Origin of the sequence: Brevibacterium samyangense, from assembly GCF_039529845.1 — a bacterium.
Taxonomy (GTDB): domain Bacteria; phylum Actinomycetota; class Actinomycetes; order Actinomycetales; family Brevibacteriaceae; genus Brevibacterium; species Brevibacterium samyangense.
Map to the genome: position 1 here is coordinate 80,520 of NZ_BAAANO010000020.1, position 14,048 is coordinate 94,567.

10 protein-coding genes are annotated in these 14,048 nt (G+C 69.9%); 6 read left to right on the forward strand and 4 right to left on the reverse strand.

The genetic code is table 11. The features are described 5' to 3' along the window. Window positions 1-1,722 (forward strand): calcineurin-like phosphoesterase C-terminal domain-containing protein (locus tag ABD172_RS11010; RefSeq protein ID WP_344309598.1); only part of this gene is annotated, 1,722 nt, incomplete at its 5' end. Between the two features lie 109 nt (window positions 1,723-1,831). Here ABD172_RS11010 and ABD172_RS11015 read toward each other — a convergent pair. Both ABD172_RS11015 and ABD172_RS11020 read right to left on the reverse strand, forming a co-directional pair. Beyond that, entirely contained in the window at window positions 1,832-2,185 is a 354-nt protein-coding gene (locus ABD172_RS11015) for a hypothetical protein (protein WP_344309601.1), read from the reverse strand. A gap of 115 nt (window positions 2,186-2,300) precedes the next feature. Beyond that, complete coding sequence (locus ABD172_RS11020) at window positions 2,301-3,845, reverse strand: alpha/beta hydrolase (RefSeq protein ID WP_344309602.1); 1,545 nt, start codon at window positions 3,843-3,845, stop codon at window positions 2,301-2,303. Window positions 3,846-4,072: 227 nt separating this feature from the next. On the opposite strand from ABD172_RS11020, the gene ABD172_RS11025 reads away from it, so the two are divergent. Beyond that, entirely contained in the window at window positions 4,073-6,133 is a 2,061-nt protein-coding gene (locus tag ABD172_RS11025) for a thiamine pyrophosphate-binding protein (protein ID WP_344309605.1), read from the forward strand. A 358-nt stretch (window positions 6,134-6,491) separates the two neighbouring features. On the opposite strand, the gene ABD172_RS11030 is transcribed toward ABD172_RS11025, so the two are convergent. Next, window positions 6,492-7,844 (reverse strand): isochorismate synthase, encoded by a 1,353-nt coding sequence (locus ABD172_RS11030; protein ID WP_344309606.1) that lies wholly within the window; start codon window positions 7,842-7,844, stop codon window positions 6,492-6,494. Between the two features lie 147 nt (window positions 7,845-7,991). Between ABD172_RS11030 and ABD172_RS11035 the strand changes: the two genes are divergently transcribed. The 3 genes from ABD172_RS11035 to ABD172_RS11045 are packed head-to-tail and all read left to right on the forward strand — an operon-like array spanning window position 7,992 to window position 11,097. Next, window positions 7,992-8,750: a demethylmenaquinone methyltransferase gene (locus tag ABD172_RS11035; protein ID WP_344309608.1), complete on the forward strand. Its 759-nt coding sequence runs from the start codon at window positions 7,992-7,994 to the stop codon at window positions 8,748-8,750. Further along, complete coding sequence (locus tag ABD172_RS11040; protein WP_344309610.1) at window positions 8,747-10,072, forward strand: geranylgeranyl reductase family protein; 1,326 nt, start codon at window positions 8,747-8,749, stop codon at window positions 10,070-10,072. The genes ABD172_RS11035 and ABD172_RS11040 overlap by 4 nt, the downstream gene beginning before the upstream one ends. Then, window positions 10,069-11,097, forward strand: a complete 1,029-nt coding sequence (locus ABD172_RS11045) for a polyprenyl synthetase family protein (protein ID WP_344309612.1) — start codon at window positions 10,069-10,071, stop codon at window positions 11,095-11,097. The genes ABD172_RS11040 and ABD172_RS11045 overlap by 4 nt, the downstream gene beginning before the upstream one ends. Before the next feature lie 117 nt (window positions 11,098-11,214). On the opposite strand, the gene rarD is transcribed toward ABD172_RS11045, so the two are convergent. Continuing rightward, a complete protein-coding gene (gene rarD, locus ABD172_RS11050; protein ID WP_344309613.1) occupies window positions 11,215-12,213 on the reverse strand; it encodes an EamA family transporter RarD in 999 nt (332 codons plus the stop codon). Between the two features lie 181 nt (window positions 12,214-12,394). Between rarD and ABD172_RS11055 the strand changes: the two genes are divergently transcribed. Next, window positions 12,395-13,819, forward strand: a complete 1,425-nt coding sequence (locus ABD172_RS11055) for an FAD-dependent oxidoreductase (RefSeq protein WP_344309615.1) — start codon at window positions 12,395-12,397, stop codon at window positions 13,817-13,819. Window positions 13,820-14,048: the final 229 nt, after the last annotated feature.

Sequence of the window (14,048 nt, forward strand, 5' to 3'; positions counted from 1 at the left end):
GTCTCGGCCGCCGGTGCCGGACAGCCGAAGAACGGTTCCTGGGCCGACACCGCGTACCGCGGCCACGTCCACGTGGTGCCCGCGACCGCGGACTCCGATTCGACGACCCTCCGCGGTGTCGTGTTCGACGACCGCGACCGCGACTCGGTCCAGGACAAGGGCGAGCGCGGGATTCCCGGCGTCACCGTCTCGAACGGCCGCGACGTCGTCACGACGGACGCCACGGGCGCGTACGAGATCGAGGCGTTCGACAACATGACGGTGTTCGTCACCCAGCCGCGCGGCTTCCAGGTGCCCGTCGACGAGGACAACGTCGCGCAGTTCTTCTACAACCACCTGCCCGAGGGCTCCCCGGAGCTCGCATACGGGGGCATCGACCCGACCGGGCCCCTGCCGGAGGCCGTGAACTTCCCGATGGCCAAGAGCACCGCGACCCAGTCGCAGGAGCAGCACTGCCTCATCGGTGCGGACGTACAGACGTACACCCCGGAGGAGGCGGAGTACGCGCGGAACGGTGTCTTCTCCGACCTCGCCGAGCGCACCGATTACGAGGGCTGCGGCGCTCTCTTCATCGGTGACGTCGTCGGCGACGACCTCGACATGTTCGACCACACCCGTGACCTCACCGGCATGCTCAACGGGCCCGCCCGCTTCCTGCCGGGCAACCACGACCTCGACTTCGACGCCCTCGACGGCGAGCACGAGTTCGACACCTTCCGCTCGCAGTTCGGCCCCGAGTACTACTCGTACGACGCGGGCAAGGCGCACGTCATCGCGATGAGCAACATCGTCTACCCGACGCAGATCCCGGCTACGAAGGGCGACTACACGTACGGGCTCGGCGAGCAACAGCTCGAGTGGCTGCGGCAGGACGTCGCGAACGCCCCGCAGAATGCGACGATCGTGCTCGCCGGGCACTCGCCGCTCCTCGAGTTCTTCTACAGTGATTCGCACACCCATCAGGACCTCCGGGAGATCTACGACATCCTCGAGGGCCGTGAAGTCGTGTCTCTCGGCGGCCACACCCACATGTCGGAGAACCTTCGGGCCGGCGACCTCATGGACGGGTGGCGCGACGAACTCGGCGAGGACGGGCTGCCCTTCACCCACCTCACCGTCCCGGCGGTCTCCGGTCACTGGTACAGCGGCCGCGAACTCGAGGACGGGTACGTCACCTCGGTGCAGCGCGACGGCACCCCGCCCGGCACGGTCACCCTCGACTTCCACGGCAACTCCGTGAAGGAACGCTTCGTCATGCAGGGTGACGACGGGTCCACGCAGATGGCACTCGGTCTCAACTCCCCGGCGTACCGCGCGTGGTACGAGGAGAACGCGGACAACCACGGTTCGGCGCCCGCGCTCGAGAACGCGAGTGCGATCCCGGTGGCGGACCTCGGCGACACCTGGCTCACGACGAACTTCTGGATGGGTTCGACCGGTTCGACGGTCGAGGTGTCCATCGACGGCGCCGAGGCCACCGAGGCGGTCCGCACCCAGCAGCTGAACGGTGAGACCGTGAACGTCGGCGTCGAGTACTCCGACCCGGTCGCGATCCAGGAGCAGTTCACCGGTGGTGGCGGCCGCGCAGATCGCTCGATGCACCTGTGGCGCTTCGACCTGCCGTCGGACCTCGCGGTCGGCGCCCACACCGCCGAGGTGACCGCGACGGACGTGTACGGCCGTGAGTTCGTGCAGACGCTCGAGTTCGAGGTCACCGAGTAAGGGGACCGCTCACGGGGCGAATTCCCGGTGACCCGCCGCTGATCCACGGGTGGGCCGGGGACGCGGGGCCCGGGACCGGAGTGAGTCCGGTGCCGGGCCCCGTTCCGCTTCAGCGCACGAGCATCCGCAGCGACGCGGCGCCGGGTTCCACCTCGACCGTCGCCGGGAGTGGGCCGACGAACTCGCCGTCGGCCCACACACCGGTCTCGGGGAGGACCGCGATGATCCGTTCGGGTGCACCGTCGAGCCCGAACCACCGCACGATGTCATTGCCGCGACCGCCGGACAGCGGCAGGAAGAGCGCGCCGGAGTCCCGGACGGCATGCGCGATCAGGCCGATGAATCCGTCCCCGCCGTACGCGACGACGAGCGCGTCACCGGAGCCCGCGTCGGTGTCACCGGCACGGTCACCGTCAACCGCACCGGCAACGGTTCCGCCCACGGCAACGGAATGAGTTGTCATCTCGCGAGAGGGAAACTCTTTCGATCGTTCTGGGTGAATCCGTTGCCCGGCCGTGGCCGAGCGCCGTGAGCGACTTCGGGTTGATGAGCAGCAGCACGGCGCCGATCGGCATTCCTCAGGTCCTTCTGTGCAGGTCGTTCGTTCCCGCCGATGTTATCGGCCCGTCACCTCCGTCCCCGTCGATGGGCGAGATCCGCACCTGGGTGATCTCCTCCTGCCCCCACGTGCGGAAATGCCGAGTCCGACGACCGGGCACGATGGGGTCGTGGAGCGCCCCGGCCATCCGCCCCGTGAGGTGGAGACGCCCCTCGGGGTCGGCGCGGAGGTTGTACACGTTCTCCGTGAGCGGCGAGGAGATGTCGATCCGGTAGGTCCCCGTCGGGTGGTAGAGCGCAGGGGTCGTGATCCGGAACGTGCCCGCGCCGTTCAACGTGAAACCCGAGGGGGTCACGTCCGCGAAGGTGACGATCTGGGCGCGCCGCCGGGAGATCGCCACGTCCCACCCGTGCACCGAGAACACGGGGTCACCGGTCACGTAGGAGAACGGGGCGCCGTCGGCACTCGACCACATGGTTCCGGAACCCGCCGTGCCCGCGGCCCCCGCCTCGGTGGCTCCACCGCCGCCCTGTGCGGAGCCTGCACCCCCGCCCGAGGCGCCCCGCGCCTCGGCCTCGAACAGGCGTCTCGGCAGGTCCTCGAGCCAGGCGGCGAGCTCGCGCTGCCACGTCACCCAGGTGTGGGAACCCGTGGGGCGCGGGAGCCACGTATGGGGGATGCCGAGGCTCTCGAGGCGGGAGTGGAAACGTTCGCCGTGGTGGTGGACGGTCGCCTCGAGGACGTCGACGGAGGCGCCCTCCTCGTCCGGGTCGGGTTCGCCGGAGCCGGCGCTGAACCACAGGTCGGTGGCCGCGAGGTTCGGGGCGAGGGCGACGGGGGAGTTCGCGAGCCATTCCGCCCGGTCGCGTTTCGGGTCGCCGAAGAGGGAGCGGGCCGGGCCGCCCTCGCGCAGCGTGATGATGTCGAAGAGCGGAACGGCGGCGAGGGTGTCGAAGGGGGAGGAGAAGGCAGCGGCCGCACAGTACTCATCGGGGTGGAGGGCCGCGTACTTCATCGCCCCGTACCCGCCCATCGAGAGTCCGGCGAGGATCTGGCCGGAGCGTTCGGGGTTGACGAAGTACCGGTCGGCGACGAATGCGGGGAGTTCCTCGGTGTGGAAGCGCGGCCAGTCGAGGTCGGTGCCGGGGAAGCGGTGGCGGGAGTAGCTCGCGGCACCGGCGTCGGGCATGACGACGAGGTAGGGGCTGTCTGCGGTGATCTGTTCGGCCGCCCCGAGGTCGGTCCAACTCCGGAAGTCGTCGCCGCCGCCGTGGAAGAGGTGGATGACGTCGGAGACCTCGGAGGGGATCCCGGGCAGGAGCACGCGCACGCCGACCGTCCGGCCGAGCGAGGGCGAGTACACGAAGAACTCGCGCAGGCGGGAGGAGAGTTTGCGTTTCTCACGGACGTGGAACACCTCGGCGTCCGCTCCGGTGGGTTCGGGGCCGAGGAAGGCGAGCGTCTGGTCGCGGCCGGGGAACTCCCCCGAACGCGTGCGGGCAGCCGTGAGCGAGCGGACGGCACGTGCGCCGACCGACATCATGAGTGTGCGTTTCTTCTTCACCCGTCACCCCTTCCCCGAGAGCCGTCCCTGCGGACCGTGAGGTCCGCGTGCCGTGAGGTCCGTGCTGCCGTCGTCGGCGGCGCAGCCGACCGCCGGGGACCGGGTGCTCCCGGCTCGCGTGTGCCGCGGCCGGGCGGACCTACCGGACCCGACTGTGGCCGAGATCGCCGTCAGGCTAGGGGATCCGGGTGAATACGAGGTGATGTGCAGTCGTACGCTGGTCGGTGATGAACGCTTCGACCGCCACCGCCCGCACCCTGCTCACCGCTCTCCTCCAGCACGGGGTGCGCGATTTCGTCGTCGCCCCCGGGTCGCGGTCGGCCCCGCTCACGTACGCGATCGCCGAACTCGCCGAGGCGGGTGTCGTCCGCGCGTACGTCCGCATCGACGAGCGCGATGCCGCGTTCCTCGCCCTCGGCATCGCGAAGGCGGCGCGGGTGACCGGTACCGACCGGCCTGTCGCCGTCGTCACCACCTCCGGCACCGCGGTCGCGAACCTCCATCCGGCGATCCTCGAGGCGAGCTATGCGCACCTGCCGCTCCTCGCCCTCACCGCCGACCGCCCGGCCCGACTCCGTGCCACCGGCGCGAACCAGACCCTCGACGACCAGTCCGTCGTCCTCTCCGACGTGCGGGCGCGCATCGACGTGCCGGCAGCCGGGGCGGGGGCCGGTGGGGCTGCGTCGGGAGGCGACGGAGTCGCGACGGGAGGCGACGGGGCCGGCGCCTCGGGCTCCGATGCTCCGCAGGGATCCACCGCCGAGGCGGTCGCCGCCGCAGTCGACCGTGCCGTCTCCGCACTCATCGGCTCGGGCCGGATCACGGCGGTGTCCGACGGGACGACCGCCGGTCCGGTGCAGCTCAACGTCCAGTTCGACGCCCCGCTCGTTCCGGAACCGGAGGACCTCGGGCGCGGGGGTGCGGGGAACGCGGACCTCGGGAACGCCGGGGCGTCCGGCGCGGGTGACGGCAGCCGCGGGCCGTGGTGGGCCGGTGCTGCCGAGGTCGACCCGCTGCTCGCGGGCGCCGGTGCGCGGAATGCTCCGCTCGACCCGACGTTCGTCACCGAGGTGCTCCCGGCGCTCACGCGCAACACCGTGATCCTCGCGGGGGACTCCTTCGGGTTCCTCGCCGGCGCGCTCACGGGGATCAGCCTCCGCTTCGGTATCCCCGTTCTCGCGGAGGCGACCTCTCCGCTGTCCCTCGCTGCGAACGCGCTACCGCGTCACGCGGACGTCCTCGCCGCGCACCCGGAGCTCGTCGCGCGCATCACCGACGTCATCGTCCTCGGGAAACCGACGCTCTACCGTCCGGATGCGGCACTCCTCGCCCGCGCCGATGTGCGCGTGCATCATGTGCAGGCGGACCTCGACCTCGTCGCACCGCAGCAGCTCGCGCTCGCCGCCGCGCACCTGCCGCCGGTGCCCGAGGACTCGACGTGGTTGCAGGAGTGGAAGGACGCGGCTGAGGCAGGTGCGGGCGGCGTCGCGGCGGACGGTGCGAGTGGCTCGGAGGGTGCGGGCGCCTCGGGGAGCGCAAGGGATCTCCCGCTCCACCTCGCAGTGGCCCGCGAATTGCTCCTCGCCGGCGGACATCTCTACGTCGCGAGCTCGAACGCCGTGCGGTACCTCGACCGGGTGATGCCCGAAGCATTCGCCACTGCCGTCGCCGAGGAACGCACGTTCGCCTCGGTCCATGCCTCCCGCGGGCTCGCGGGGATCGACGGGCTCGTGTCGACCGCGATCGGTTTCCGCACGGGGATCGACGCGTTCTCCGAACATCTCGTCGACGAGAACGGGCTGCCGGTGGGACAGTCCGTGTCCGGCGTCGGCGGGAATGCGCACGGAGGTGGGAACACCGCGCCCGCCGGTGGCGGTACGGATGCGGCAGGAGGCGCCTCGGCGTCCGTCGGCGGCGATCCCGATGCGGGCACCGGGGGCGCGGCGCCGCTACGGCTGCTCATCGGTGATGTGGCGATGCTCCACGACGTCGGTGGACTCCTGCGTGAGGCGGGGGAGGACCTGCCGAACGTGCAGATCGTCGTCCTCAACGACAACGGTGGGTCGATCTTCGCGGGCCTCGAACACGGCGGCGCCCACGTGGCCCCGTACTTCCAGAGGTTCTTCGCGACGCCGCACGGCCGCAGTTTCGGGGAACTCGCCCGCGCCTACGACTGGCCGTACACCGTGTGCTCGACCGCCGAGGCCGTCCACGACGCGATCGCCCTCGGGACCCCCGGCATCATCGAGGTGACGCTGCCGCCCGTGAGCAGCCCCGCGCGGTTCTGATACCCCGTTCACTGTCGCCGATCGTGCGGTTGCGGAGCGAAATTCCGCACGATCGACGACAGTGAATGACTCCCACAAGCGCTGAACCCGGGGCCCGTCCGGCGAGACACGGGAAATTCGGCGAGTGGATACCTATGAAACCCGTGTCTCGAGGGTTTTCCCGTGGTTCGACGGTGCGATGTGCGGCGTCCCGTTCTCCCTCTCCGTTGAGATCCCGCTTGTGTGCTGGGTACTTCGCCGGGTGGACGTCGCCTGGAGTATTCCCCCACCTCGCATTTGTACCCAGTTGCCACAAACGTTTCCGTGGCCTGCGTACTTTTCGGGGTGGAAGTCGCGCCCGGTCAGAGGACCGGACCGTCTACAGCCCCAGCGCGCGTTTCATGGGGGCGAGTTTCGCCTCGGTCTCCGCGAGCTCGGATTCGGGGTCGGAGTCCGGCATGATGCCCGCGCCCGCCCAGATGCGGATCCGGTCGGGCGCCTCGAGCTGGCCGCACCGCAGGGCGATCCCGAACTGACCGTTCCCGTTGCCGTCGATCCAGCCGACCGGCCCGGCGTAACGGCCGCGGTCAGCGCTCTCGAGCTCGTCGATCGCCGCGAGCGCCGCCTCCTTCGGGTACCCGCCGACCGCGGCCGTCGGATGGACAGCCTCGGCGACATCGATCGCACCGAGGCGCCGCCCGTCGGCATCCCGCGCGAGCGTCCCGTGCGCATCCGAGGCGAGATGGATGACGTTCCGCAGCTGGAGGAGGTGCGGTTCGGCATCGACGTGCAGCGACTCGGTGACCGCGCCGAGGCTCCGGGCGAGCGAATCGATCGCGAAGGAGTGCTCCGTCGTGTCCTTCGACCCACCGAGTTGCTCCCGCGCCTGCGCGAGCTCCGCCGCCGGGTCGTCCTGCACCCGGTACGTGCCGGCGAGGACGCGACTGCTCACGGTGTCCCCGTCGACGCCGATGAGGAGCTCCGGGGTCGCGCCGATGAGACCGGCCACGTCGAACGTCCACGTGCTCGGGTACGCCCGGTTGAGCTGACCGAGGACCGCACGCACATCGATCGGCGCAGGAGCCTGCACGACCTCGTCACGTGCGAGCACGACCTTCCCGAGGCGCTCCGGACCGAGCTCCCGCATCCGGGCGGCCGCAGTCCGCACGATCTCCGTGTAGTGCGTCCCCGACACCGTGCCGGGCGCGCTCGTCGCCCCGACGACGGGGGTGAGGGGCGCGGTCGTGAGCGTGAGGGGTTCTGCGGAATCCTCCTCCTGCCCCACCACCGTCATCGACGTGAGCCACACCCGCCCGTCGCGCCGACCGAGCAGGAACCGGGGGACGTCGATGACGGAATCCGTGCCGGACTGCGCGGAGAACGCGATCGCCGAGAAGCCCACGAGGCCGGAACCGGCGTGCGCGACCGGGTCCTCGACCAGGGCAGCGGCGGCGAGGCGTGCCCAGAGGCGCGAGAGGTCCGCGAACCGCGCGGCGCCTCGGGCCCGGAGCCGGACGGCACGACCGAAACCGACGAGCCCCGAGGTGCCACGCACCCAACAGGAGATGCCGGACGTCGGCAACTGGGCGAGGAACTCCGCCGGGGTCTGCGGCAGTCCCGCGGAGAACGGGGCGGGTGCCTGCGGGTCCACGCCGTCGATGTACCAGGAGCGGACGCGGAGGGTGGGCACCGCGGAGTCCGGGTGCGCGGAGTCGAGTTCGAACGGAGTCATCGGACCCGATTCTAGAACCGGAGACGGCCCGCCGGACCCCGGCGACCGGGTGGCGGCGCGGACTGACTGCGGGATCACAGACACGCCGACTGCGGGATCACAGTGACGGATTTCCGGGAGGGTCGCAGAGGCTGAGAGTATGGGCTCATGAATCGCGCGCAGCTGGACAAGAACAAGGACGACGTCGCACGCATGTTCGACGATGTCGCGAAGAAGTACGACATCACGAACGACGTGCTCAGCCTTGGCCAGACCCGCGGTTGGCGGAAGATCGTCACCGAAGCGGTGAACACCCGCCCGGGCGAGAAGGTCCTCGACCTCGCCGCCGGCACGGGAACCTCGTCCATGCCGTACCTGCGCGCGGGTGCGGAGGTCGTCGCCGGTGACATCTCCGAGGGCATGCTCGCAGTCGGCCGGGAGCAGCACCCGCAGATCGAGTTCGTGTACGCGGACGCGATGGACCTGCCCTTCGAGGACGACACCTTCGACGTCGTCACCATCAGCTTCGGACTGCGCAACGTCACCGACCCGGACCTCGGCCTGCGGGAGATGCTGCGCGTGCTCAAGCCCGGCGGGCGCCTCGTCGTGTGCGAATTCTCCACCCCCACGTGGGTGCCGTTCGGCATCGTGTACAAGGAGTACCTCATGAAGGCGCTCCCCACGGTCGCGCGCGCCGTGAGCTCGAACCCCGACGCCTACGTCTACCTCGCCGAGAGCATCCGCGACTGGCCGAACCAGACCGCGCTCGCCCACCGCATCGTCGACGCCGGCTTCGACCAGGTGAAGTTCCGGAACCTCACCGGCGGCATCGTCGCCGTCCACCACGCGGTGAAGCCGGGCAGTGCCAGCGAGCCGGGCGCCGCCACCGGAACCGGCGCCGCGGCCCAGGGGGAGCAGCCTGCATGAACGTCATCGACGCCGATGTCATCGTCGTCGGTGCCGGGCCCGCCGGGTCCTCCGCGGCCGCGCACCTCGCCGGGGTGGGCCTCGAGGTCGTCGTCCTCGAGAAGTCGGCCTTCCCGCGCGACAAGATCTGCGGTGATGCGCTCACCCCGCGCGCTGTCCACGAGCTCGACCTCCTCGGCTTCGACCCCGAGGCGTCCGGCACCTGGCACCGCAACCGCGGGCTGCGGCTCATCGGCGGTGGGCACCGCCTCGAGATCGACTGGCCGCAGGTGTCCGGCATGCCGGACCACGGCCTCACCCGCCCGCGCATGCGCCTCGACGAGGACCTCGCCCGCCACGCCCAGCGCCGAGGCGCCCGCCTGTTCGAGCAGGTGTTCGCCACCGAGCCGATCCTCGGTCCCGACGGCTGGGTGACCGGTGTGAAGGCCACCGGCACCGACCACCGGGGCCGCAAGGTCGGGCCCGAGGCGGAGTTCCGGGCTCCCGTCGTCATCGCCGCCGACGGTGTGAGCGCCCGCATGGCGGTGAAGCTCGGCCTCGCGAAGCGTGATGACCGTCCGATGGGCGTCGCAGTGCGCACCTACTACTCCTCCCCGCGCCACGCGGACCCGTACATCGAGAGCTGGCTGGAACTCAGGCCGAAGTCGGGACCGGACGGGCGCCTCGGCGATCCGATGCCCGGCTACGGATGGCTGTTCCCGCTCGGGGACGGCACGATCAACGTGGGCCTCGGGATGCTCGATACCTCCCCGCAGTTCGGGAAGGTCGACTACCGGAAGGTGCTCCACGACTGGATCGACGCGATGGGCGCCGAATGGGGCATCGAGCCGGACACGGCGCTCGAACCCGTGCGGTCGGCAGCGCTGCCCATGGCCTTCAACCGCACACCGCACTTCCACCGGGGAGTGCTGCTCGTCGGTGACGCCGCCGGAATGGTGAACCCGTTCAACGGCGAGGGCATCGACTACGCACTCGAGGCGGGGCGCCTCGCGGCCCAGACGGTCGCCACCTATCACCGGTTCCCCACCCGGGCGTACCGGCAGCGGCTCGCCGAGTACCCGGAACTCGTGCGTGCGAGCATGGGGTCCTACTTCACCCTCGGGCGGCTGTTCGCGGAGATCATCGGGAAGCCCGAACTCATGAATCTCGGCGTGAAGTACGGTATGGGGAGCCGGACGCTCATGACCTTCGTCGTGAAGCTCCTCGCGAACCTCTACCAGGACGAGAGCGTGGCCGAGCGCGACCTCTACGATCGCGTCATCACCGCACTGAATACTGTGGTCCCCGCAACCGACAACACCCGTGCGGGAACCGGCGAATGAACAGGACGATTGAACAGGACATGACGAACGCGCACCGGACCTTCGCGCCCTCCGAGTCGGACCTCGGAGCGTTCATCGCCGAGCGGCTTCTCGAGGTGGAGAACTTCCTCGACGTGGCGGTGACCCAGGCGTCCCGGTTGCCGAACGAGTCCTCCCACCACCTGCTCAACGCCGGTGGGAAGCGTGCCCGTCCCGTGCTCGTGCTCCTCGCCGCGCAGTTCGGTGACCCGACCCGTCCCGAGGTGGTGAAGGCGGCCGCCGCGGTCGAGCTCACCCACCTCGCCACGCTGTACCACGACGACGTCATGGACGATGCACCCGTGCGTCGAGGTGCGACCGCCGCCCACCTCGTGTGGACGAACAGCGTCGCGATCCTCACCGGGGACGTGCTCTTCGCCCGCGCCTCGGTGCTCTCCTCCGAACTCGGCCCGCGCGCGGTGCTCCTGCAGTCCGAGACCTTCGAACGCCTCGTGCTCGGTCAGCTCGCGGAGTTCTCGGGCCCCGAGGACGGTACGGACCCGGTGGAGCACTACCTCACGGTCCTCGCCGACAAGACCGGTTCGCTCATCGCTGCGGCCGTCGAGTTCGGGCTGCTCACCTCGGGTGCGCCCGAGGACCTCGTGCCAATCATGCGCGAGTACGGCGAGAAGGTGGGAGTGGCCTTCCAGCTCGCCGATGACATCATCGACCTCACCTCCACAGGGGACGCCTCCGGCAAGACCCCGGGCACGGACCTCCGCGAGGGGGTCGTGACCCTGCCGGTGCTCTATGTGCGGGAGGCCGCGGAGGCCGGTGACTCCGCTGCTGCCGAGGTGGTGGAGCTGCTCGACTCCGACCTCTCCTCCGACGAGGCGCTCGAGGCGGCCCGCTCGGCCCTCGCCGCGCACCCCGTCACCGAGCGGGTACGGGCAGAGGCTCTTCGCTGGGCCGACGAGGCGATCGCGGCTCTCGACACCCTGCCGGCCGGCGAGGTCAAGGACGGCCTCGTCGATTTCGCCCGCCAGTCCGTCAGCCGCGTGGGCTGAGGTGCCACAGTCGGCGCGCCCAGGCGTCGAGTTCCAGACTCCGTGGCGAGTTCCGGACACACATCGCTCATAGCGCACGGAAGTCGACACGGCGCCCGGAACTCGCGCCGGACGCACCTACCGCAGGCGGCGGTTGCGGCGGGCGGCGAGAATGCCGTCGACCGTGAGGACGACGAGCGCGCCCCAGATGATGAAGAAGCCCGCCCACCGGGCCGGCGCCATTTCCTCGCCGAGCATCGTCACGCTGATGACGAACTGGATGGTCGGCGCGAGGTACTGCATCATCCCCATCCACACGAGGGGCACCCGACTCGAGGCCGCCGCGAAGAGCACGAGCGGCACCGCGGTGATGGGTCCGAGCAGCAGCATGACGACCGTGTGCCAGGCGCCCTCGGTGCCGAAGTGGCTGCCCCCGGTGGCCGTCAACCAGATGAGGAAGATCCCGGCGAACGGGGTGAGGAACGCGGTCTCGATCGTGAGGCTCTGGATCGCGCCGACGTCCTTGCCGACCCGCGACTTGATGTAGCCGTACACCGCGAACGTCCCGGCGAGTCCGAGGGAGAGCCACGGGACCTCGCCCGTGCCGACGCTCAGCACGATCACCGCGACGAGTCCGATCCCCATCGCCACCCACTGCAGCGGCCGTAGGCGGTTGCGCAGTGCGATGACGCCGACCGCCACCGTGACGAGCGGGTTGATGTAGTAGCCGAGGGACACGTCGACGACCCGACCGATCTCCACACCGAAGAGGAAGATGAGCCAGTTCGCCGCGACGATGACGCTCGCGACGCACAGGGTGACCACGAGTTTCCGGTTCTTCAGCACGGGGCCGAGAGCGGTGAACCCGCGCGCGACGGCGAGAAGCCCGAAGCAGAAGACGAGCGACCACACGATGCGGTGCGCGAGAATCTCCGTGCTCGTGGCCGGCTCTGCGAGTCGGAAGATGAGCGGCAGCCCACCCCACAGCGTGTAGCACGCGATGCCGAACCCGAGTCCGGCCCGGCGGCGGGCGAGCTCATCGGCGGGCAGGCCCGTCGGGTCGCCGGTGCGTCCGGATGGGGAGGCATGGGGCGCCTCGGGGACGGGGGAGTGATCGGGGGAGGGCGAGGGTGTCACGAACCAAGACTAGTCCCGGTACGGATGACGGGTGCGCCCTCGCGACGTCGCGCGCCCTGTGACGCACCTCGCGCGTTCTGCTGTGACTTCCGTCGGAACCCCGCCCGAGTGCCCTTCCGGGTTCGGCAACATTCGTGTGCGCGAACTACCATGGGAGGTCGACCCCATCGAAAGGTGTGAAATGACTCGTCCCCTCAGGGTGGCCATCGTCGGCGCAGGACCTGCCGGTATCTACGCAGCGGATCTCCTGACGAAGGCCGAACGGGACTTCGACGTGAGCATCGACCTGTTCGAGCGCCTCCCCGCACCCTTCGGGCTCGTGCGGTACGGCGTCGCTCCCGACCACCCCCGCATCAAGGGCATCATCAACGCACTCATCAAGGTCCTCGACCGCGGGGACATCCGCCTCTTCGCGAATGTCGACTACGGCACGGACATCACCCGTGAGGACCTCCAGAAGCACTACGACGCAGTCATCTTCTCGACCGGCTGCTTCGACGACGCACCGCTGAACATCCCCGGCATCGACCTGCCGCGGTCCTACGGCGCTGCGGACTTCGTCAACTGGTACGACTCGCATCCGGCCGTCTCCCAGGAATGGCCGCTGGAGGCGGAGAAGGTCGCGGTCATCGGCAACGGCAACGTCGCGCTCGACGTCGCCCGCGTCCTCGCGAAGCAGGCCGACGACATGCTCCCGACCGAGATCCCGGACCATGTGTACGAGGGTCTCAAGAAGTCGAAGGTCACCGACGTCCACGTGTTCGGCCGCCGCGGTCCCGCGCAGGCGAAGTTCACCCCGCTCGAGCTCCGCGAGCTCGGTCACGTGCCGGACGTCGACATCATCGTGTACCCGGAGGACTACGAGTTCGACGAGGCCTCGATGAAGGCGATCCATTCGAACAACCAGATCAAGCAGGTGACGAAGACCCTCACGGACTTCACCCTCCGCGAGCCCACCGGCGCCAGCCGCCGCCTCCACCTCCACTTCCTCCACGCGCCCGTCGAGGTGCTCGGGGACGAGGAGAACGGCGTCACCGGTCTGCGCACCGAACGCCAGGAGCTCGACGGCAACGGCGGGGTGAGGGGAACGGGCGTCACCACCGACTGGCCGATGGACGCGGTGTACCGCGCGGTCGGCTACTTCGGTTCGGCACTCGATCAGCTGCCGTTCGACGACGCCAAGGGCGTCATCCCCAACCACGAGGGTCGCGTCGTCGACGCCCTTTCCCAGGTCGAGGCGCCCGAGGCCACGGTCCTGCCCGGCGTCTACGCGACCGGCTGGATCAAGCGCGGCCCGGTGGGCCTCATCGGCCACACGAAGGGTGATGCCCTCGAGACCATCACGCACCTCATCGAGGACAAGGTCGCGGGAACCCTTCCCACCCCCGAGGCGCCGGACGAGGATGCGATCGTCACGTTCCTCCGCGACAAGGGCGTCGACTTCGTCGACTGGGAGGGCTACCACCGCATCGAGGCCGCGGAGAAGGCACTCGGTGCCCCGCAGGGTCGCGAGCGCGTCAAGCTCGCCACCCATGAGGCGATGGTCGACGCCGCCCGAGGCGCCGCACTCGTCGGTGCCGACGCCGCCGCCCCGGCCGTCGACTGAGAATCTGCCGGGTCGGCCGTTCCGCCGCGCGGCCCGGCAACGGTCGGCACCACCGCGTGATCAACTGTGCACTTCGGCACGATCACGGAATCAGCGGTGCACTTCGGCACGACTTCCGGCCGCGAAATCGTGCCAGGTTGCACAGTTGATTTCACTGCTGATTCGGGTGACTCGAGCCCGGGTGTAGCGGTGGACGAATGCGCACAACGAAGCGGGCCGCGCAGGAACT